Source organism: Aeromonas sp. A35_P (assembly GCF_002259925.1).
Lineage (GTDB): Bacteria > Pseudomonadota > Gammaproteobacteria > Enterobacterales > Aeromonadaceae > Aeromonas > Aeromonas dhakensis.
The window spans coordinates 40,788-61,255 of the sequence record NZ_NEVB01000220.1 but is presented as its reverse complement, the minus strand read 5'-3'; the positions used below and the strand labels follow the sequence as shown (position 1 = coordinate 61,255).

At 60.6% G+C, this 20,468-nt stretch carries 16 protein-coding genes; 7 read left to right on the top strand and 9 right to left on the bottom strand.

Annotation, left to right across the window (positions count from 1 at the left end; genetic code table 11):
- Positions 1-3: 3 nt before the first annotated feature.
- From CAK78_RS17065 to CAK78_RS17050, 4 genes are all read right to left on the bottom strand, one after another.
- Positions 4-792, bottom strand: a complete 789-nt coding sequence (locus CAK78_RS17065; protein WP_005299122.1) for an ATP-dependent zinc protease family protein — start codon at positions 790-792, stop codon at positions 4-6.
- A gap of 52 nt (positions 793-844) precedes the next feature.
- Positions 845-1,822, bottom strand: coding sequence for a tRNA 5-methoxyuridine(34)/uridine 5-oxyacetic acid(34) synthase CmoB (gene cmoB, locus CAK78_RS17060; protein ID WP_010634491.1), 978 nt, complete (start codon positions 1,820-1,822; stop codon positions 845-847).
- Positions 1,819-2,562: a carboxy-S-adenosyl-L-methionine synthase CmoA gene (gene cmoA / locus CAK78_RS17055; RefSeq protein WP_094698060.1), complete on the bottom strand. Its 744-nt coding sequence runs from the start codon at positions 2,560-2,562 to the stop codon at positions 1,819-1,821. The genes cmoB and cmoA overlap by 4 nt, the downstream gene beginning before the upstream one ends.
- A gap of 393 nt (positions 2,563-2,955) precedes the next feature.
- Positions 2,956-3,804 (bottom strand): DUF72 domain-containing protein, encoded by an 849-nt coding sequence (locus CAK78_RS17050; protein ID WP_094698059.1) that lies wholly within the window; start codon positions 3,802-3,804, stop codon positions 2,956-2,958.
- 432 nt (positions 3,805-4,236) lie between these two features.
- Between CAK78_RS17050 and aspS the strand changes: the two genes are divergently transcribed.
- The 3 genes from aspS to CAK78_RS17030 all read left to right on the top strand — a co-directional run bounded on the left by aspS (position 4,237) and on the right by CAK78_RS17030 (position 8,721).
- Positions 4,237-6,003 (top strand): aspartate--tRNA ligase, encoded by a 1,767-nt coding sequence (aspS, locus tag CAK78_RS17040; protein ID WP_094698058.1) that lies wholly within the window; start codon positions 4,237-4,239, stop codon positions 6,001-6,003.
- Between the two features lie 102 nt (positions 6,004-6,105).
- Positions 6,106-6,846, top strand: coding sequence for a YebC/PmpR family DNA-binding transcriptional regulator (locus CAK78_RS17035; RefSeq protein ID WP_005299136.1), 741 nt, complete (start codon positions 6,106-6,108; stop codon positions 6,844-6,846).
- Between the two features lie 258 nt (positions 6,847-7,104).
- Positions 7,105-8,721, top strand: coding sequence for a phosphoethanolamine transferase (locus CAK78_RS17030; RefSeq protein ID WP_094698057.1), 1,617 nt, complete (start codon positions 7,105-7,107; stop codon positions 8,719-8,721).
- Positions 8,722-8,914: 193 nt separating this feature from the next.
- On the opposite strand, the gene nagC is transcribed toward CAK78_RS17030, so the two are convergent.
- The 3 genes from nagC to nagB are packed head-to-tail and all read right to left on the bottom strand — an operon-like array spanning position 8,915 to position 12,089.
- Entirely contained in the window at positions 8,915-10,129 is a 1,215-nt protein-coding gene (gene nagC / locus CAK78_RS17025) for a DNA-binding transcriptional regulator NagC (RefSeq protein WP_010634486.1), read from the bottom strand.
- A gap of 4 nt (positions 10,130-10,133) precedes the next feature.
- Positions 10,134-11,279, bottom strand: a complete 1,146-nt coding sequence (gene nagA / locus CAK78_RS17020; RefSeq protein ID WP_094698056.1) for an N-acetylglucosamine-6-phosphate deacetylase — start codon at positions 11,277-11,279, stop codon at positions 10,134-10,136.
- A 9-nt stretch (positions 11,280-11,288) separates the two neighbouring features.
- Positions 11,289-12,089 (bottom strand): glucosamine-6-phosphate deaminase, encoded by an 801-nt coding sequence (gene nagB / locus CAK78_RS17015; RefSeq protein WP_094698055.1) that lies wholly within the window; start codon positions 12,087-12,089, stop codon positions 11,289-11,291.
- 273 nt (positions 12,090-12,362) lie between these two features.
- Between nagB and nagE the strand changes: the two genes are divergently transcribed.
- The 3 genes from nagE (at position 12,363) to glnS (ending at position 18,612) form a co-directional block, all read left to right on the top strand.
- The gene (gene nagE, locus CAK78_RS17010; RefSeq protein WP_011705424.1) at positions 12,363-13,817 is read left to right on the top strand and encodes an N-acetylglucosamine-specific PTS transporter subunit IIBC; all 1,455 of its coding nucleotides are present in this window, start codon (positions 12,363-12,365) and stop codon (positions 13,815-13,817) included.
- Positions 13,818-13,939: 122 nt separating this feature from the next.
- Entirely contained in the window at positions 13,940-16,603 is a 2,664-nt protein-coding gene (locus CAK78_RS17005) for a beta-N-acetylhexosaminidase (RefSeq protein ID WP_094698054.1), read from the top strand.
- Positions 16,604-16,950: 347 nt separating this feature from the next.
- Entirely contained in the window at positions 16,951-18,612 is a 1,662-nt protein-coding gene (gene glnS, locus CAK78_RS17000; RefSeq protein WP_094698053.1) for a glutamine--tRNA ligase, read from the top strand.
- Between the two features lie 101 nt (positions 18,613-18,713).
- On the opposite strand, the gene fur is transcribed toward glnS, so the two are convergent.
- Positions 18,714-19,142, bottom strand: coding sequence for a ferric iron uptake transcriptional regulator (fur, locus tag CAK78_RS16995; protein WP_005299160.1), 429 nt, complete (start codon positions 19,140-19,142; stop codon positions 18,714-18,716).
- Between the two features lie 241 nt (positions 19,143-19,383).
- Here fur and CAK78_RS16990 point away from each other — a divergent pair, with 241 nt between their 5' ends.
- Positions 19,384-19,866, top strand: coding sequence for a DUF4442 domain-containing protein (locus CAK78_RS16990; RefSeq protein ID WP_176452833.1), 483 nt, complete (start codon positions 19,384-19,386; stop codon positions 19,864-19,866).
- Positions 19,867-19,924: 58 nt separating this feature from the next.
- On the opposite strand, the gene fldA is transcribed toward CAK78_RS16990, so the two are convergent.
- Positions 19,925-20,449, bottom strand: coding sequence for a flavodoxin FldA (fldA, locus tag CAK78_RS16985; protein ID WP_005299167.1), 525 nt, complete (start codon positions 20,447-20,449; stop codon positions 19,925-19,927).
- Between the last annotated feature and the right edge of the window lie 19 nt (positions 20,450-20,468).

The window sequence follows — 20,468 nt, the reverse complement described above, 5'->3', positions numbered from 1 at the left end:
GGATTATTTCACATCCTTGAGCTTGGGTTTTGGTTGGATATATTCGCGGGCCACATCAACCACGGCGATGTCTTTCAGGAATTCACGACCAAGCAGCACGGGGAAGGCCATGTCGCTGCGATCTTTCAGGGTAAATTCGGCCTTCTCGGTCATGTCGCCGATGCGTACCGCCAGGCGTACCACAGGGCGGCGGTCCAGATCGTCGGCGGAGGCCTGACGCACCCGCACGTGGCGCACCAGCGGCGCTTCAATCTGGATCTTGTCGTCCATCTCCTGATGGCTCAGGAAGAAACGCACCCAGTTCTTGCCGTTGCGCTCGAAGATGGTGATGTCCTGGGCGCTGATGGAGGAGGTAGTGGCACCGGTATCGACCCGTGCCTGGAAGGCGTCGTTGGCCGCGTCAACCCAGATCCACTCCGCCTCGCCGACCAGCAGCTTGCCGTCGACGGTGTGACCCTGGCTCGGCGCCTGGCACTTCTCGGTCGGGATCGCCATGGGTTTGGGCGGCTCGGGCGGCAGGTGTTCCAGCTTGCTGCCGACTTTGTTCACGGACTCTTTCATGTTGTTGACATCAGTGTTGAGCTGAACCAGCAGGTGCTGTTGTTGCACATACTGCTTCTGTTGCTGTTCCATGGATGTTTGCAGGCGCTGCTCGCTCAGATTGATCTCGTTGCGAAGCTCGGCCAGCGTCAGGGTAGGTACCGGGGGCGCTTTTTCCATCGTGACACACCCGCCGAGACTGAGCAGGGAGAGCAGGGTCATTCCTTTTAATTTGCTTTTCATGTCATTCATTTAACTGTGCTTCCTGGAATTGGGTCAGTGTAACTTCCACCGCGGCCATCGGCTAGTCTTTGGCCTTTCTGGCAATCAGTACGGCACGTTTGGGTGCCGGGTGTCCTTCTACCGTGAGTGCCGGATTGGCTGGATCCAGATAATCACTCAGGGATTCATTAATCATCCAGTCGGTACGACGCTGTTCGTCCGTGCTGGTCATATTCTCGTCAACGATCCGTACATCGGTGAACCCGCAGCGCTCGACCCACAGCTTGAGCGCCGCGCTGGAAGGAATGAACCAGACGTTGCGCATCTTGCCGTAGCGATCGGTGGGCATCAGCACGTCGTTGACGCCGCCGTCGATCACCAGGGTCTCCAGCACCAGCTCACCGTCGTCCTTGAGCTGGTTGCGCAGCTGCTCGATGTGCTCGATGGGGGATTTGCGGTGATAGAGCACCCCCATGGAGAAGACGGTGTCAAATGCCCGCAGCTCCGGCAGCTCCTGAATGCCGAGCGGCAGCAGGTGGGCGCGCTGGTCGTTGCCCGCGAAGTGGCGAATGGCCTCGAACTGGCACAGGAACAGCGGGCTCGGATCGATGCCGACCGCCAGCTTGGCCCCTTCACCCACCATGCGCCAGAGGTGGTAGCCGCTGCCGCAGCCCACGTCCAGCACGTAGCGGCCGGCAAGCGGGCTGATGTGGGGCAGCACCCGATCCCACTTCCAGTCGGAGCGCCACTCGGTGTCGATGTGGATGCCGTGCACCGTGAACGGGCCCTTGCGCCAGGGCATGAAGTGGCGCAGCAGGCTCTCCACCTTCTTGCGTTCCCCTTCGCCGAGGCTCTCGGCCGAGCCGATTTCGACCCGGCTGGTCAGCTCGACGTGGCCGGGGGCCACCTGCGGCAGCTTGTTGAGGGCACGGTTCCAGCGTGGCAGATCGCCGTGCTGGTTGTCGTGTTGCCAGGCGTGCAGCTGGGCGGGCAGGGTGTGCAGCCAGTGGCTCAGCCGGTTCTTGGCGATCAGTTGATAGAAGTTGGCAAAGTCGATCATGGCTGGGCAGGCTCGCTCGATTTGATGGCGATCATGGAGCCGAAGTTGAAGCACTGGAACCAGAGATCCTGATGGACGAAGCCGGCCTCTCGCAGACGGGCCTGATGTACCGGCAGGCTGTCGGTGCGCATCACGTTCTCAAGGGCGGTGCGTTTCTGGCTGATCTCCAGCTCGCTGTAACCGTTGGCGCGCTTGAAGTCGAGATGCAGGTCGATGAGCAGCTCGTTGACCTGCTCGTCCTCGAAGCGGAACTTCTCGCTGAGGATCAGGATCCCGCCCGGGCGCAGGCCGTCAAAGATGCGCTGGATGAGGGCGGCCCGTTGCTCGGGCGCGACGAACTGCAGGGTGAAGTTGAGCACCACCACGGAGGCGTTCTCAATCTCGATGTCGCAGATGTCCGCCTCGATGAGCTCCACCGGCACCTCGGACTTGAAGCCTGAAAGGTGGGCGCGGGCCCGCTCTATCATGGGGTGGGAGAGATCCACCGCCGTGATGCGGCAGCCGGGCTGGGCAACATGGCGACGCATCGCCTGGGTGGCGGCACCCAGGGAGCAGCCGAGATCGTAGAGTCGGCTCTCGGGCTGGGCGTAGCGGGCGGCCATCATGCCGATGGCGGAGATGATGTTGCTGTAACCCGGCACCGAGCGCTGGATCATGTCGGGAAAGACATCGACGACCTGTTCGTCAAAGCAAAAATCCCCCAATCGGGCGATGGGGGCGGCAAAAATCTGATCGTGCATGCTGGCGCAACCTGACAGCCGGTGCGCGAACCGACTGTTTTGTTCAATTGAATCGTTGGGTGACACCCATCCGGGTCGTGTCGTCACCGGTTCACGAACGGGGTGGCGGGCCTTGAGATCCATCGGGCCGCTTCCGTTCGCAATGGACCATCATCCTGGTCCTTTTGATGGGCTGCGCCCTGGGCGACAAGCGGTTGTCGTCAAGGGGCGTCGGGGCCCTGTTACCGGAGCCGGATGCTCGCCTGCAATCAAGTGCGATGGGCGGGCAGACCGGGTCCTTGCATGGGGCGCTAGTGTAGAGGAAAGGCAGCCGTTTGTCTTGACGCCAAGCCCCGTCAGATCAGAAAAAAACGGCTTTTTTTCGCGCCGCAGCGGGGGCGGTGAAAGCGCCGCTCAAAAGGGCAGCACGCCCTGGCGCGCGCGATCGTTTTCCCCCGGCCAAGGGGCCATCTCCTGCCCCAGCAGGCGAGCCACCTGACGGGCCAGTTCGGGAGCTTGGGCGTTGTCGGCAGTATGTAGAAAGAGGTAGAGATCTTTTCCCTCTGCCAGCCACTGACGCCAGTGAGGGAGCCAGCCTGGCAGGAAGGGGTGGTTGTCCTCGGGATGTGGCAGGCCGATGAGCCGTACCACGGGGGCATCGGCGGTGGCCAGCAGGTGCACCGGCAGCCTCGGCTTCTTGCCCTGGGCATCGATCATGGCCGCCGAGGTGGCGGGCACCGAGAAGAGCGGCCGGCTGTCGAGCATGATGCGGTTGATGCCTCTCTCCATCAGCAGCCGGTTCAGCTGCCGTTCCGCCTCGCCCTTGGCGAAGAAATCGGGGTGGCGCACCTCGAGGGCGTAGCGAAACTCCCCCGGCAGGCGCTCGAAGAAGGCCTGCAGGCGGGGCAGCCCTTCGGGTCCAAAGCGGGCAGGCAGCTGCAGCTTGAGCAACCCCAGCTTGTCATGCAGGGGGGCCAGCAGGCGGATGAAGTCGCACACTTGCTTGTCGGCGCTCACCAGATCGCTCTGGTGGCTGATGGCCTGCGGAAACTTGAAGCTGAAACGAAAGCCAGCTGGCACCGCATCGGCCCAGCGCCGGACCGTGTCGGGGGTCGGCGAGGCGTAGAAGGTGGTATTGCCTTCCACTGTGTTGAAGACCCGGGCATAGTGGGCGAGGTGCTCGGCGGGCTTGGCGCCCACCCCCAGCAAGTGACCGGGCCAGGCCGGATGTGACCATTGTGGCAGGCCCAAAAAGAGGCTCATGAGGGATCCTGTCTGCGGGTTTGTCTCGATTTTCCCCTTTTTTTGCCCCGGGATGTAAAAAACAGGGCAAAGGAGGCTGCTGGCCATTTTACCCAAATGGGGGTTTTCCTCTATAATGCCAGCCCTTTTGTTTGCCAATTTGTTGTGACTCACGCCGCTGTACGCATATTGTGACGACGGCAGCGGCCATGATGCGGCCAAACAACAATCGCTTGCCGATGCCCTCCGCCCGACAACCCGGCCGCTTGTCAGCCGCCTCTGGTCGAGCCGATATCGGCGGCAGGTGTCCGATCCCGGCGGTCGGACGGTACGAGACAGATTTCAAACCGGGCAAGAAGCAGGATCTGGCCAGCTGTGAGACAGACGGTGCTTGCCAGTCGTGCCCGGCGACCCAGGTTAACCGTCTCTCTACAATTTCGAAGGAAGAAGTCCATGCGCTCTATCTATTGCGGACAGGTCAATGAGGCCCATGCAGGGCAGACCATTACATTGTGCGGTTGGGTCCATCGTCGTCGCGATCTGGGCGGCCTCATCTTTATCGATATGCGTGACCGCGAGGGCATCGTCCAGGTGTTCTTCGATCCGGACAAGCCGGACGCCTTCGCCCTAGCCTCCGAACTGCGCGGCGAGTTCTGCATTCAGGTCTCCGGCGTGGTGCGCACCCGTCCCGACTCCCAGCGCAACAGCGACATGGCCACCGGCGCCATCGAGGTGTTTGCCCACGAGCTGACCATAATCAACCGTGCCGAGCCGCTGCCGCTGGACTTCAACCAGGTCAACAGCGAAGAGGTGAGCCTCAAGTATCGCTACCTGGACTTGCGTCGCCCCGAGATGGCCAAGTACCTGAAGACCCGCGCCAAGGCCAGCGCCTTCGTGCGCCGCTTCATGGACGAGCACGGCTTCCTCGACATCGAGACCCCGATGCTGACCAAGGCCACCCCGGAAGGGGCTCGTGACTACCTGGTGCCGAGCCGCGTGCACAAGGGCAAGTTCTACGCCCTGCCGCAGTCCCCGCAGCTGTTCAAACAGCTGCTGATGATGTCCGGCTTCGACCGTTACTACCAGATCGTCAAGTGCTTCCGCGACGAAGACCTGCGTGCCGACCGCCAGCCGGAATTCACCCAGATCGACGTGGAGACCTCCTTCATGACCGCGCCGCAAGTGCGTGAAATCATGGAAGAGATGATCCGCAAACTGTGGCTGCACATCCTGAACGTGGATCTGGGCGACTTCCCGATCATGACCTTCGACGAAGCCATGCGTCGCTACGGCTCCGACAAGCCGGACCTGCGTCTGCCGATGGAGCTGGTGGATGTGGCAGATCTGCTGACCGCGGTCGAATTCGCCGTGTTCGCCGGCCCCGCCAACGATCCGAAAGGCCGTGTGGCCGCCCTGAAAGTACCGGGCGGCGCGGAGCTCTCTCGCAAGCAGATCGACGAGTACACCAAGTTCGTCGGCATCTACGGTGCCAAGGGCCTGGCCTGGATGAAGGTCAACGAAGCGGCCAACGGCATCGAAGGGGTACAATCCCCGGTGGCCAAGTTCCTCTCCGACGCCATCGTGCGCGAGATCCTGGCCCGCACCGGCGCAGCTGACGGCGACATCATCTTCTTCGGCGCCGACTCCAAGAAAGTGGTGTGCGATGCCATGGGCGCCCTGCGTCTGAAAGTGGGCCGCGATCTGGGCCTGCTGGAGAACAGCTGGAAGCCGCTGTGGGTCATCGACTTCCCGATGTTCGAGGAAGATGGCGAAGGCGGTCTGGCTGCCATGCACCACCCCTTCACCGCGCCGAGCGGCCTGAGCCCGGAGCAGCTGAAAGCCAACCCGGTAGGCGCTTACGCCAACGCCTACGACATGGTGATCAACGGCTACGAAGTGGGTGGCGGTTCTGTCCGTATCCACAACAGCGAGATGCAGGCCACCGTGTTCGACATCCTGGGGATCACCCCGGCCGAGCAGCGCCTGAAGTTCGGCTTCCTGCTGGATGCCCTGAAGTACGGTACCCCGCCGCACGCCGGTCTGGCCTTCGGTCTGGACCGCCTCAGCATGCTGCTGACCGGTACCGAGAACATTCGGGACGTGATTGCCTTCCCGAAAACCACGGCGGCCGCCTGTCTGATGACCGACGCCCCCAGTTTTGCCAACCCGACCCAGCTGGGCGAGCTGGCGATTGCGACCACCGTCAAGGGTGACGAATAAGCCTTTATCGGCAACCAGGGCCGCAGCAATGCGGCCTTTCCCGTTTCCCCGGGTAGTCGCAACCTGTGTTACTGAAATTTCAAACTATAACGGAGAGTCCCTATGGCAGGTCACAGTAAATGGGCCAACATCAAACACCGCAAGGCGGCGCAAGACGCCAAGCGCGGCAAGATCTTCACCAAGCTGATCCGCGAAATCACCACCTCCGCGCGTCTCGGTGATGCGGATCCTGCCAACAACCCGCGCCTGCGTGCGGCGGTGGCGGCGGCCCTGACCAGCAACATGACCCGTGACACCATCAACCGTGCCATCGCCCGTGGGGCCGGCGGTGGTGACGGCGAGCAGCTCGAAACCATCGTCTACGAAGGTTACGGCCCGGCCGGCTCCGCCGTCATGGTGGAGTGCCTGACCGACAACCGCAACCGCACCGTGGCCGAAGTGCGTCACGCCTTCAGCAAGTGCGGCGGCAACCTGGGTACCGATGGCTCCGTGGCCTACCTGTTCACCAAGAAGGGTGTACTGACCTTCGTGGGCGCCGATGAAGATGCCCTGATGGACGCCGCCCTGGAAGCGGGTGCCGACGACGTGGTGACCGAAGAAGATGGCACCATCGAGGTGTACACCACCCCGAACGACTTCGGCACCGTGCTGGACGGTCTGGAAGCCGCCGGCTTCAAGCCCGAGAGCGCCGAAGTGACCATGATCCCCTCCACCGAAGCGGAGCTGGATGCCGAGACCGCGCCGAAACTGATGCGCCTCATCGACATGCTGGAAGATCTGGACGATGTGCAGGAGGTGTACCACAACGGTTCCATCTCCGACGAAGTTGCCGCCACCCTGTAATCAGGTCGGCAATATTCCTCGAAACGGCAGCCTTGGCTGCCGTTTTTTTTCATCCGTATAACCCGCATAGACCCGCCTTTCGGCCAGAACAGGCCCCGCCTTAATTCTCCCTTAAGTTTGGTTTTCTACCCTGCCTGCGTCCCGGGGCCCTCGCGCCCACGGCCGGTCTGCACCTCGGGAAGAGGGCGCCGGCGCGGAAGATCCAAAGAGGGGCTGTTGCCAGGCCCCCTGTCTTGTCTGGTTTGTCGGAGTATCGTTATGCGTATCACCTTGGGTGTGATGAAGGTGAATCTGTTGTTGGTGCTGCTGTTTGCACTGCTCTTCAACTGGCCCATTTTCCTCCACTTCTACACCATTCTTACCAAGCTGGAACACGTCAAGACGGGCTTCGTCGTCTCGATCCCCTTCGTGCTGCTGGCCGCGCTCAACGCGGTGTTCCTGCCCTTTACCTTTCGCTATCTGCTCAAGCCCTTCTTTGTGCTGCTGATCCTGATGGGATCCGTGGTCAGCTACGCCATGCTGAAATACGGGGTCATCTTCGACGTGAGCATGGTGCAGAACATCGTCGAGACCAACAGCGGGGAGGCAGCCTCCTACCTCAATGGTTCCGTGTTGCTCTGGTTCGCGCTGACCGGCCTGCTGCCGGCCTTGGCCCTGCTGTGGGTGAAGATTGAATATCCCCGTCCCTGGTACAAGGGGCTGGGCCTGCGGCTCGGCTCCATCGTCCTCTCCTTGTTGTTTCTGGTGGGGGTGGCCGCCCTCTATTACCAGGATTACGCCTCGGTCGGGCGCAACAACAAGTCCCTCGGCAAGGAGATAGTGCCCGCCAACTACGTGCACGGCCTCTATCGTTACGCCACCGACATCCTGTTCGCCACCCCGATCCCGTATCAGCAGCTGGGCACGGACGCCAGGGTGGTGGGGCAGGGCAGCAAGCCGACCCTGATGTTCCTGGTGGTGGGGGAGACGGCGCGCAGCCAGAACTACTCCCTCAACGGTTACGGCAAGGCCACCAACAGCTTCACCGCGAGGGAAGCGGGCATGGTCTCGTTTCGCAACGTGCGCTCCTGCGGCACCGCCACCGCGGTCTCGGTGCCCTGCATGTTCTCCAACCTGACGCGGCGCGGCTATGACGATACCCTGGCCGAGTCCCGTGACGGCATGCTGGATGTGCTGCAGCACGCCGGTGTCTCCGTGCTGTGGAAGGAGAACGACGGCGGCTGCAAGGGAGTGTGCAAGAACGTGCCCACCATCGAGATCGAGGCCAAGGATTTTCCCCAGTACTGCCAGAAGGGATCCTGCTACGACGAGGTGATGCTGGAGGGGCTGGATCGGCAGATCGCGCAGATGAAGGGCAACAAGCTGGTGGCCTTCCACCTGATGGGCAGCCACGGCCCGACCTACTATCGCCGCTATCCCGCCAGTGAACGGACCTTCGTGCCGGACTGCCCGCGCAGCGACATCGAGAACTGCACCAATGAAGAGCTGGTCAACACCTATGACAACACCATCCGTTACACAGACAAGGTGGTGGCCCGTCTCATCGACAAGCTCAAGACGCTGGAGAAGGATTACAACGTGGGGCTGGTCTATCTGTCGGATCACGGCGAATCTCTGGGCGCCATGGGGCTCTACCTGCACGGCACCCCCTACAAGTTCGCGCCGGACGATCAGACCCGGGTGCCGCTGATGACCTGGTTCTCCCCCCAGTTGCAGGCGGATCGCAAGCTAGATCTGGATTGTCTGCAGCAGGAGGCGGCCGGCAAGCGCTTCTCCCATGACAACCTGTTCCACTCCATGCTGGGGATCATGGATGTGCAGACCCAGGTCTACAACGGCGCGCTGGATCTGTTCAAGCCGTGCCGGGCGGGGTGAATGGGCCAGAAAGGTTGAGCGGCACGACAACCTGTTGCCCCGCGCCATGCTGGGGATCATGGATGTGCAGACCCAGGTCTACAACGGCGCGCTGGATCTGTTCAAGCCGTGCCGGGCGGGGTGAACCGGCGAAAGCGACCAATAAAAAAACGGCAGCCACTGGCTGCCGTTTTTTTCTCGCAAGGCCGGGGCCTTACTTCTGCTCCATGATGATCTGCAGCAGATCCCCTTCCAGCAGGGCCCGCTTCACCAGCGCGAAACCGCCGACGGTGGGCTGGTTCTGGAAGCGCGCCTTCACGATGGGCAGGCCACGATGGAAGCTTGGCAGGGACTGGTGCTCCACGCAGCGGCGGATGGCCGGGAACAGGATCTCTTCGGCGGCGGTGATTTCGCCGGCGATCAGCACCTTCTGCGGGTTGAACAGGTTGACCGTGATGGCCACCGCCCGCCCCAGATGCTCACCCACGTTCTCGATCACGCTGCGGGCCAGCTCGTCACCGGCCATGGCTGCCTTGCACACCTCCTGGATGGTGATGTGCTTCTCCTGCAGCGAGCTCAGGTGGCCGCGGCTGATGAGCTCCTTCACCTTGTCGACGATGGCCTCGTTGGAGGCGATGGTCTCCAGACAACCAAAGTTGCCGCAGTGGCAGCGCTTGCCGAGCGGCTCGACCTGGATGTGGCCGATCTCGCCGACGTTGCGGTTCTGGCCGAGGAATACCTTGCCCTTGGTGATGATACCCGAGCCCGCCCCCTGATGGACGCTCACCAGAATGGAGTCCATGCAGTCGCGGGACTCGCCGAAGAAGTGCTCGGCCAGTGCCAGCGAGCGGGTGTCGTTGCCCACGTAGCAGGGCAGGTTGAAGTGGTTTTCCAACAGCTTGGCCAGCGCCAGATTGCGGATCTGGTACTTGGGGGTGTAGATGACCATGCCCGATTCCGGATTGACCAGGCCCGGCATGGTCAGCGCGATGCTGATGAGGTTGCGGCTGCGATCCTGCTGGGAGTCGATGAAGGCACCGATCTCCCGCAGCAGCATGTCGACCACCGGCTGTTGCTCGATCTCGGTCACCTGGGTTACATGCTGGTCGAGCTCCTTGCCGTCGAGATCATAGAGACTCAGCTGCAGGTAGCCGCGACCCAGCTTGGCGGACACAAACTGGAAGCGATGCTTGATGGTGGTCAGGGAGATGGCGCGCCGTCCACCGGTGGAGGCTTGCGGCGAGGTCTCCTTGATCAGGCCATGCTCGATCAGTTGCCGGGTGATCTTGGTCACGCTGGCCGGGGCCAGCTGACTCAACTCGGCAATTTTGACCCGCGAGATGGGCCCCTGCAGGTCGATGAGCCGATACACGGCTGCACTGTTGACCTGCTTGATAAGATCTACGTTTGCTATTTGTCCGCCAGTCATAGTGTCACTGTGTTGTGTAGTGTCCGTTAACCACGGTCCCGCAGACCGTGAAGGCCTGATCAAAGACAGTCAGGTTGGCTATTTTTCCGACCTGGATACTACCGAGACGTGAGTCCCATCCAATGGCGCGTGCAGGGTACAGGGTGGCCATTCTCAGTGCTTCATCGAGCGGTAATCCGACCTGTTTGACCAGATTTTCCACCCCCTCGATCATGGTGAGGGCAGAGCCGCCGAGTGTACCATTCTCGTCGACGCACTGACCATCGCGGAAATAGACGGTTGCGCCACAAAAATCAAACTTCTCAAAGCCTTCCGGTGCCCCCGCCGGCGCGGTCGCGTCGGTGACCAGCACCAGCCGCTCCCCCAGCATCTTGTGCGCGAGACGCACGTTGGCCCAGTGCACGTGATGGCCGTCGACGATGACGCCGGCGTAGACATCCTTGCGATCATAGATGGCTCCCACCACACCCGGCTCGCGGCCGTTCAGGGTCGGGGTCATGGCGTTGTAGAGGTGGGTGGCGAAGCGAATGCCGCTGTCGAATCCAGCCATGGCCTGATCGTAATTGGCGGCGGTGTGGCCGGCTGAGACCAGAATGCCGGCCTCCACCAGCCGGCGGATGTGCTCCGGCTTGTTGCGCTCCGGTGCCAGGGTGATCTTGGCGATGGCATCCGCGTTGGCGCAGAAGAAGTCGATCATCTCGTCGGCGGGCTGGCGGATCTGCTCGGCCGGGTGGATCCCCTTGCGCTTGAGGTTGGTGTAGGGGCCTTCCAGGTGTACGCCAAGGACTTCGTTAGGGTGCGCCGCCATGTAGTCGCGGGTGACGGCGACGGCCTGCTTCATGTCCGCATCCGGACTGGTGATCAGGGTCGGCAGGAAGCTGGTGGTACCGGATTTCAGATTGGCGGCCTGCATGGTCGCCAGGGTCTGGGTGGTGATGTGGCCGTTGAACATGACGCCGCCGCAGCCGTTGAGCTGCACGTCGATGAAGCCGGGGCAGAGGTTGGCCCCCTTGAGGTCAATCTGTTCGATGCCGGCCGGCAGTTCGGCCTGGTGGGTGATGGCGACAATCTGGTCGCCCTCGATCACCACCCCGTAACCGGTCAGCACGCAGCTGCCGGTGTAGAGGGTGCAGTTGGTCAATGCGTACATGGTGACTCCTTACAGACGGCCGATGTTGGCGGCTTCGAGCTGCTGGAAGTAGCGCACAGTCTTGACCTTGAGCTCCATGGTGGAGGGCTCGTCACACACCATCATTCCCTTCGGATGCAGCTGCAGGGTGGAGATGGTCCACATATGGTTGACGCTGCCTTCCACCGCGGCCTGCAGGGCCTGCGCCTTGCCGTGACCGGTCACCAGGATCATGATCTCTTCCGCATCCATCAAGGTGCCGACACCCACGGTCAGCGCCAGCTTGGGCACCTGCTCCATGTCGCAGCCAAAGAAGCGGGAGTTGGCGATGCGGGTGTCTTCGGTCAGGGTCTTGACCCGGGTGCGGGAGGCCAGGGATGAGGCCGGCTCGTTGAATGCGATGTGGCCGTCGTTGCCGACGCCACCCATGAACAGGTGGATCTTGCCGTAGGACTTGATTTTGTCTTCGTAGCGCTTGCACTCGGCCACCAGATCCGGCGCGTTGCCGTTGAGGATGTTGATATTCTCGGGGCGAATGTCGATGTGGCTGAAGAAGTTGTTGTGCATGAAGCTGTGGTAGCTCTCGGGGTGGTCTTCCGGCAGGCCGACGTACTCGTCCATGTTGAAGGTGACCACGTTCTGGAAGCTCACCTCACCGGCTTTATGTAGTTCAATCAGGCGCTTGTAGGTGTTGAGCGGAGTGCCGCCAGTGGGCAGGCCCAGTACGAAGGGGCGATCGGCAGTGGGTTTGAACGCATTGATACGGTCAACGATGTAACGGGCGGACCACAGCCCCACTTGGCTGGCAGATTTCAACGGGATCAGGCGCATTGTAGATACCTCTGTACGGGTTGCGGCCGGGATGTCGGCGGCAAGAAGAGCGGGACGGATTTAAGTTGTTTTATAGCGTAAATAAAGATTGCGAACTAAGCCACATCTATCCGCCACCTTTATCTCGTTTGGGTGATAATGATCACGATTGCAGGTTTATTAATTTGCGCAGCGAAATAAAAGCCCTAGACTGCCAATCAAGCCTTGATGGCTTATGCGTCAAACGTGATAAGCACTTAATTTCTAGAAAAACATTAACTAAGGAGAGGAACCGTGAACATTCTCGGTTATTTGCAAAAGATCGGCCGGGCCTTGATGGTGCCGGTAGCGGTATTGCCTGCCGCCGCGATCCTGATGGGGATTGGCTACTGGATTGACCCGAATGGCTGGGGTGGTGGCAGTCCTGTCGCCGCGTTCCTGATCAAGGCCGGCGCAGCCATCATCGACAGCATGCCCGTGCTGTTCGCTGTCGGTGTTGCCTATGGTATGTCCAAAGACAAAGACGGTTCTGCCGCGCTGGCCGGTCTGGTCGGTTTCCTGGTGGTGACCACGCTGCTGAGCCCGGGCGCCGTTGCCCAGATCAAGGGTATCCCGGCCGATCAGGTTCCGGCTGCCTTTGCCAAGATCAGCAACCAGTTCGTCGGTATCCTGTGTGGTGTCATCGCCGCTGAGCTCTACAACCGCTTCAGCAGCGTGGAACTGCACAAGGCGCTGGCCTTCTTCTCCGGCCGCCGTTTGGTGCCGATCGTGACCTCAGTGGTGATGATCGTCGTCTCCTTCATCCTGATGGCCGTTTGGCCGGTCATTTACGGTGGTCTGGTGAGCTTTGGTGAATCCATCGTCAGCCTGGGCTCCACTGGCGCCGGTATCTACGCCTTCTTCAACCGCCTGTTGATCCCTGTCGGTCTGCACCACGCCCTGAACTCCGTGTTCTGGTTCGACGTGGCCGGCATCAACGACATCCCGAACTTCTTGGGCGGCCAATCCTCCATCGATGCCGGCAAGGGCATCGTGGGTGTGACTGGCATGTATCAGGCTGGCTTCTTCCCGATCATGATGTTCGGTCTGCCGGGTGCTGCGCTGGCCATCTACCACTCCGCCAAGAAAGAGAACAAAGAGAAAGTTGCGTCCATCATGATCGCAGCCGCCTTTGCCGCCTTCTTCACCGGGGTGACCGAGCCGCTCGAGTTCTCCTTCATGTTCGTGGCTCCGGTGCTGTACGTCATCCACGCCCTGTTGACCGGTCTGTCCGTGTTCATCGCTGCCTCCATGCAGTGGATTGCCGGCTTCGGCTTCAGTGCCGGTCTGGTGGATATGGTGCTCTCCAGCCGCAACCCGCTGGCGACCCACTGGTACATGCTGCTGGTACAAGGCCTGGTGTTCTTCGGTCTCTACTACGTGGTGTTCCGCGCCGTCATCGTCAAGTTCAACCTGAAAACTCCGGGTCGTGAAGATGACGAAGCGGTACCGGCACAGGCTCAGACTACCGACCGTACCGAACTGGCACGTCAGTATCTGGAAGTGCTGGGCGGTCAGGAGAACCTGGTGACCATCGATGCCTGCATCACCCGTCTGCGTCTGACCCTGAAAGACCGCAGCATCGTTGACGAGCGCAAGCTCAAAGCCCTGGGCGCGGCCGGTGTGGTCAAGCTCGGTGAGCAGAACCTGCAGGTGATTCTGGGCCCCTTGGCCGAAATCATCGCCGGTGAGATGAAGGCCCTGCGTTAATCGGGCGCCAAGCTCGCCTCAAGTCTAAGTCCATTGTTGACATAACTAAGGGCCCCGCCTCGGGGCCCAATATAAAAAAAGCCAAGAAAATCCAACCTTTACTTCAAATGAGAGCAGCAGTTATGAACTTGAAACATTCTCTGTTAGCCATTGCCATGTCTACCGTTTTTGTCAGCCAGGTACAGGCAGCCGATGCCGCCAAGCAAGCCGTGGTCGACGCCCTCGCCAGCAACCTCGTCGTCAAGTACGAAGTCGTCACCAACGACGGTGCCGGCGCCGGCCTCGACTGCCAGGCGCTGGGCTCCGAGTGGGCGAGCTGCGGCGTTGCCAAGCTGCACCTGACCAACACCGGTGCTGATGTCACCTCCAAGGATTGGAGCATCTATGTCTCCTCCATCCGTCGCATCCAGCGGGTGGACAACGACCAGTTCACCATCACCCACCTGACCGGAGACCTTTATCGTTTGACGCCGACCGAGAAGTTCCAGGGCTTTGCCAAAGATGCCACGGTCGAAGTACCGCTGGTGGTGGAGTACTGGGTATTGTTCGAATCTGACATCATGCCGAACTGGTATGTCGCCAGCGAAGGGGCCGAGCCGAAAGTGCTGGCCAGCATGAGCAACATCGACGATGCCACCACCTACGAGAAGCCGATGCCAGCCGATGGCTGGAAGCGCACCAAGGATGACAACAACATCCTGATGAACAGCGAAACCCGTTTCGCCGCCAACCAGACCAGCACCTTGCTGCCGGCTGGCAAGGTCGACAACCAGATCCTGCCGACCCCGATGAAGCAGGTAGTGAAAGCCGGCCCGCAGGTCGACTTCTCCACCATCAAGCTCAATGCCCTGGACCTGCCGAGCGATCGCGCCGAAGCTCTGAAGGCTCAACTGACCAAGCTGGGTGTTACCCTCTCCGACACCGGCTACCCAGTGACCATCAAGCTCGGCAGCAAGCTCAAGCAGGCCGAAGGCTACGACATGACCATAGGCCAGAAGGGCACTGTGGTGCAGGGTCACGACGTTGACGGCGCTTTCTGGGGTGCCCAGTCCCTGATCTCCCTGCTGGGGGTCAATGACAAGCTGGTGAGCCAGATGACCGTCGAGGATGCCCCGCGTTTTGAATACCGCGGCATGCAGACCGACGTGGCCCGTCACTTCAGAAGTCCCGAGACCCTGAAGAAGCTGGTGGATCAGATGTCTGCCATGAAGCTCAACGTGCTGCACCTTGGCCTGACCAACGATGAAGGCTGGCGTCTGGAGATCCCGGGCCTGCCGGAGCTGACCGACGTCGGCAGCCAGCGTTGCCATGACGAGTCCGAAACCAAGTGCCTGATGCCGCAGCTGGGCTCAGGCCCGACCAGCGACAACCAGGGTTCCGGTTTCTACAGCAAGGCCGACTACATCGACCTGGTACGCTATGCCAAGGCCCGCGGCGTGACCGTGATCCCCGAGATCAACATGCCGGCCCACGCCCGTGCCGCCGTGGTCTCCATGGAAGCGCGTTACAAGCGTCTGATGGCTGAAGGTAAAGAGGCCGAAGCGAACCAGTTCCGCCTGACCGACCCGAACGATACGTCCAACGTCACCTCGGTTCAGTTCTACGACAAGATGTCCTTCATCAATCCCTGCCAGCCGGGAGCCGCCACCTTCGTGGCCAAGGTGATGGATGAAGTGGCCCAGATGCACCAGGCCGCCGGCCAGCCGCTGACTGCCTGGCACTACGGTGGTGACGAGGCGAAGAACATCATGCAGGGCGGTGGTTATCAGGATCCTGCCGTCACCAAGAAAGAAGATCTGGTGGCCTGGAAGGGCAACGTCGACTCCAGCAAGCAGGACAAGCCGTTCGGCAAGTCCCCCATGTGCCAGAAGATGGTGGATGAGGGCAAGATCAAGGACGTGGCCGAGCTGCCGGTCTTCTTTGCCAAGGAAGTGAGCGAGATGGTCAAGGGCCACGGCTTCTCCACCCTGCAGGCGTGGGAAGATGGTCTGAAGTACGCCAACAGTGCCAAGGACTTCGCCACCGACAAGACCCGGGTCAACTTCTGGGAAACCCTCTACTGGGGTGGCTTCAACGAAGCGATGAAGTGGGCGCACAAAGGGTATGACGTCGTGCTCTCCAACCCGGATTACCTCTACTTCGACTTCCCGAACGAGGTACACCCGGCCGAGCGTGGTTACTACTGGGCAACCCGTTTCAACGACACCCGCAAGGTGTTCGCCTTCGCCCCGGAAAACCTGCCGCAGAACGCCGAGACTTCGGTTGACCGCGACGGCAATGCCTTCGTGGCCAAGGGTGACCAGGATCCGGTCAAGTTCAAGGGGATCTCCGGTCAGCAGTGGAGTGAAACCGTGCGTACCGACGCGCAATACGAGTACATGGTCTACCCGCGCATCTTCTCCGTGGCCGAGCGCGCCTGGCACAAGGGTGGCTTCGAGCTGGACTACGTGAAGAACCGCGAGTTCTCCGGTACCACCAAGTTCGTCAACAAAGCCACTCTGAACAAGGAGTGGAACCAGTTTGCCAACGTGCTGGGCCAGCGCGTGCTGCCGAAACTGGACCAGGCCGGGGTGGAATACCGCCTCTCCGTACCGGGCGCCAAGGTGGTGAACGGCAAGCTTGAGGCGAACGTGGATCTGCCGGGTCTGCCCATCCAGTACAGCCTGGATGGCAAGAGCTGGAGCGCCTACGACGCAGCCGCCAAGCCGACCGTGGATGGCAAGGTCTACCTGCGTACCACCAGCTTCGACGGCAAGCGCACCAGCCGCGTCACCGAGCTGAACTGATAGCCCTCAATCCATAACGCAAGGTGGGTCGCAAGACCCGCCTTTTCCAAGGACGATGGCCATCGGGCTTGGGAAAGGTTGACTGTGCGTGTGAGCCTTTGTTGTGTGTGTGTATTGTCTGTTTTTGTTTTTCATCACCTTGAACCCCGCCTCGTGCGGGGTCTTTTTTTCGCCAGTCAGTCAAACCGGCCACCAGTGCGGGGCGTTTTGCGGCGCCAGTACCCCGAAACGGGCAAATTCAGGTTGAGACAGGGCGCGTAATGAGGGATCATATCCGGCTTGACGGCGGGGGGATGAGGGTGCCAGCCGGCACAACTTCCGCCAGTGACGCATTTTTGAGGTGAGCCATGAGTCAGGCGAACAGCCCAACTAACTTTATTCGTCAGATCATTGATGAAGATCTGGCCAGCGGTAAGCACAAGAGCGTGCATACCCGTTTTCCGCCCGAGCCGAACGGTTATCTCCATATCGGTCACGCCAAGTCCATCTGCCTGAACTTCGGCATCGCCCGCGACTACCAGGGCCAGTGCAACCTGCGCTTCGACGACACCAACCCGGTGAAAGAAGATATCGAGTACGTTGAGTCCATCAAGCAGGACGTGCAGTGGCTCGGCTTCCAGTGGAATGGCGAGATCTGCTACTCCTCCGACTATTTCGACAAGCTGCACGGCTACGCCATCGAGCTCATCGAGAAGGGCCTGGCCTACGTGGACGAGCTCTCTGCCGAGCAGATGCGTGAATACCGCGGTACCCTGACCGCGCCGGGCAAGAACAGTCCGTTCCGCGATCGCAGCGTGGAAGAGAACCTGGCCCTGTTCGAGAAGATGAAGAACGGCGAGTTTGCCGAAGGCACCGCCTGCCTGCGCGCCAAGATCGACATGGCTTCCCCTTTCATGGTGATGCGCGATCCCGTCATCTATCGCATCAAGTTTGCCCACCACCACCAGACCGGTGACAAGTGGTGCATCTACCCGATGTATGACTTCACTCACTGCATCTCGGACGCCCTGGAAGGGATCACTCACTCCATCTGTACGCTGGAGTTCCAGGACAACCGTCGCCTGTACGACTGGGTGCTGGACAACATCACCATCGACTGCCACCCGCGTCAGTACGAGTTCTCTCGTCTGAACCTCGAGTACACCGTCATGTCCAAGCGCAAGCTGAACCTGCTGGTGACCGAGAAGCACGTGGACGGTTGGGACGATCCGCGCATGCTGACCGTCTCCGGTCTGCGCCGCCGCGGCTACACCCCGGCCTCCATCCGCGAGTTCTGCAAGCGCATCGGCGTCACCAAGCAGGACAACATCGTCGAGATGAGCATGCTGGAAGCCTGCATCCGCGAAGATCTCAACGAGAATGCCCCGCGCGCCATGGCCGTGCTGCACCCGGTCAAGGTGGTCATCGAAAACCTGGCCGCCGACGAAGTGCTGACAGCCCCGGCCCACCCGAGCAATCCCGAGATGGGTACCCGCACGCTTCCCTTCACCCGCGAGATCTTCATCGATGAAGCGGACTTCAAAGAAGAAGCCAACAAGCAGTTCAAGCGACTGGTGCTGGGCAAGGAAGTGCGCCTGCGCAATGCCTATGTCATCAAGGCCGAGCGGGTCGAGAAGGATGCCGATGGCAAGATCACCTGCATCTACTGCTCTTACGACCCCGAGACCCTGGGCAAGGATCCGGCCGATGGTCGCAAGGTGAAAGGGGTTATCCACTGGGTCAGCGCCACCCACTCCCTGCCGGCCGAAGTGCGCCTCTACGACCGTCTGTTCAAGGTGCCGAACCCGGGCGCCGAAGAGGACTTCGAAGCGGCCCTGAATCCGGAATCCCTGGTGATCATCGAGGGGGCCCGCGTGGAAGCTTCCCTCAAGGATGCCAAGCCGGAGCAGGCTTACCAGTTCGAGCGTGAAGGTTACTTCTGCGCCGACAACAAGCTCTCCAGCCCGGAGCACCTGGTGTTCAACCGTACCGTGGCCCTGCGCGACGTGTGGGGCAAGGCCGAGGCCTGATAACAGAAGAGGGCAGGGGAGACCCTGCCCTTTCTTGTCCGGAATATGGACACAAAAAAGCCAGCATCATGCTGGCTTTTTTATTGCGCGGGTTCTGCCAATCAATCGTCGTGCTTGCAGTCGCCGGCAGCGCAGTGGCCATAGAGATAGAGGCTGTGATTGGTCAGACGGATATTGTGCTTCTTGGCGATCTCGGTCTGGCGCTGCTCGATCACCTCGTCGGAGAACTCGATCACCTTGCCGCAGTCGAGGCAGACCAGGTGATCGTGGTGTTCCTGGGTGGCCAGCTCGAACACCGACTTGCCCCCTTCGAAGTGGTGACGGGTGACGATACCGGCATCATCAAACTGGTTGAGAACGCGGTAGACGGTAGCGAGACCAATCTCTTCACCCTGGTCGATCAGTCGTTTGTACAGATCTTCCGCACTGGTGTGCTGGCAGTCCGGCTGTTGCAGGATTTCCAGGATCTTGACACGGGGCAAGGTGATCTTGAGCCCGGCCTTTTTTAACGCTTGGTTGTTGTCTGCCATTTCTATTTATTCGCATTCTCGAAGGTGTGGTTATTCTGATTGACTGCCGCTGTAATGGCAACCACGAACTCGCTTGGCCTGTCATTATAGGTCGTAGCTCACCTAAAAATAAACCCAGTAATTCAAGGGCTTTAGCGCGATCGACCGCCTATCCACGAATTGTGCGGATTGTGACGGCGGCTTGCTCACCCGCCGAATGTTGATAAAATGTAACCTTCTTCACTCTGGTCGGATGAGATCCATGGATTGGCTTTTTGACAACGCGGCCTGGGTGCGCCGCGCCCTCAACGCCTGGCCCCCCTTCTGGGGCGCGGGCATCAAGATAGAGACATTGAGCGATGATTTTCGCTTCTGCCGGGTCACCCTCAAGTCCCGCTGGTGGAACAAGAACGCCAACCGCACCCAGTTTGGCGGCAGCATGTTTGCGATGACGGATCCCATCTATCCGCTGATGCTGATGGGCTATTTCAGGAACCGCTACTACGTCTGGGACAAGGCTGGCAGCATCAACTACATCAAGCCCGGCAAGGGCAAGCTGGTGGCGGAATTCACCCTCACCGACGGCAAGCTGGCCGCCATAGTCGCGGCGACTGAAGGGGGAGACAAGCACTTTCCCGAGTTCGAGGTGACGGTACAGGATGGGCAGGGCGAGCTGGTAGCCCAGGTCAAGCGCATCCTCTATGTGCGGGCCAAGCCCGAGCACAGGGGTGGCGAGAGCGCATGACCAAAAACAACAAGGGCCCCGCGGGGCCCTTGTTGTCAGAGGTGCTGGCAAGCGTGGATCACTCCAGTTCGGCCAGGCACATCTCTTCGTGCAGCTGTTTGCACCAGCCCTTGACGCGCTCGGCAGTCATCTCGGGTTGGCGATCTTCGTCGATGCCCAGACCCACGAAGTGTTTGTCGTCCACCAGCGCCTTGGAAGCTTCGAACTCGTAACCGGCGGTCGGCCAGTGGCCGATGACGATGGCGCCTTTGGCTTCGACGATGTCACGCAGGGTGCCCATGGCGTCGAGGAAGTACTCGGCATAATCTTCCTGGTCGCCGCATCCGAAGATGGCGACCAGCTTGTTGGTGAAGTCGATCTCTTCCAGCTCGGGGAAGAAGTCGTCCCAGTCGGCCTGGGCTTCGCCATAGTACCAAGTCGGGATACCGAACATCAGCAGATCGAAGCTGTCGATGTCGGCCTTGCTGCTCTTGGCAATGTCACGGACTTCAATCAGTTGTTTGCCCAGTTCTTTCTGGATCATCTTGGCGACAGCTTCGGTATTACCGGTATCGCTGCCGAAAAACAGACCTACACTAGCCATAGTGTTTAGTTACCCGTAT

What these genes read in the sequence shown, in the direction of transcription:
- glnS (WP_094698053.1), top strand. Translation starts at nt 16,951, where the DNA reads ATGAGTCAGGCGAACAGCCCAACTAACTTTATTCGTCAGATCATTGAT.
- aspS (WP_094698058.1), top strand. Translation starts at nt 4,237, where the DNA reads ATGCGCTCTATCTATTGCGGACAGGTCAATGAGGCCCATGCAGGGCAG.
- CAK78_RS16990 (WP_176452833.1), top strand. Translation starts at nt 19,384, where the DNA reads ATGGATTGGCTTTTTGACAACGCGGCCTGGGTGCGCCGCGCCCTCAAC.
- CAK78_RS17050 (WP_094698059.1), bottom strand. Translation starts at nt 3,804, where the DNA reads ATGAGCCTCTTTTTGGGCCTGCCACAATGGTCACATCCGGCCTGGCCC.
- cmoA (WP_094698060.1), bottom strand. Translation starts at nt 2,562, where the DNA reads ATGCACGATCAGATTTTTGCCGCCCCCATCGCCCGATTGGGGGATTTT.
- fldA (WP_005299167.1), bottom strand. Translation starts at nt 20,449, where the DNA reads ATGGCTAGTGTAGGTCTGTTTTTCGGCAGCGATACCGGTAATACCGAA.
- CAK78_RS17035 (WP_005299136.1), top strand. Translation starts at nt 6,106, where the DNA reads ATGGCAGGTCACAGTAAATGGGCCAACATCAAACACCGCAAGGCGGCG.
- CAK78_RS17005 (WP_094698054.1), top strand. Translation starts at nt 13,940, where the DNA reads ATGAACTTGAAACATTCTCTGTTAGCCATTGCCATGTCTACCGTTTTT.
- nagB (WP_094698055.1), bottom strand. Translation starts at nt 12,089, where the DNA reads ATGCGCCTGATCCCGTTGAAATCTGCCAGCCAAGTGGGGCTGTGGTCC.
- fur (WP_005299160.1), bottom strand. Translation starts at nt 19,142, where the DNA reads ATGGCAGACAACAACCAAGCGTTAAAAAAGGCCGGGCTCAAGATCACC.
- nagA (WP_094698056.1), bottom strand. Translation starts at nt 11,279, where the DNA reads ATGTACGCATTGACCAACTGCACCCTCTACACCGGCAGCTGCGTGCTG.
- nagC (WP_010634486.1), bottom strand. Translation starts at nt 10,129, where the DNA reads ATGACTGGCGGACAAATAGCAAACGTAGATCTTATCAAGCAGGTCAAC.
- CAK78_RS17065 (WP_005299122.1), bottom strand. Translation starts at nt 792, where the DNA reads ATGAATGACATGAAAAGCAAATTAAAAGGAATGACCCTGCTCTCCCTG.
- CAK78_RS17030 (WP_094698057.1), top strand. Translation starts at nt 7,105, where the DNA reads ATGCGTATCACCTTGGGTGTGATGAAGGTGAATCTGTTGTTGGTGCTG.
- cmoB (WP_010634491.1), bottom strand. Translation starts at nt 1,822, where the DNA reads ATGATCGACTTTGCCAACTTCTATCAACTGATCGCCAAGAACCGGCTG.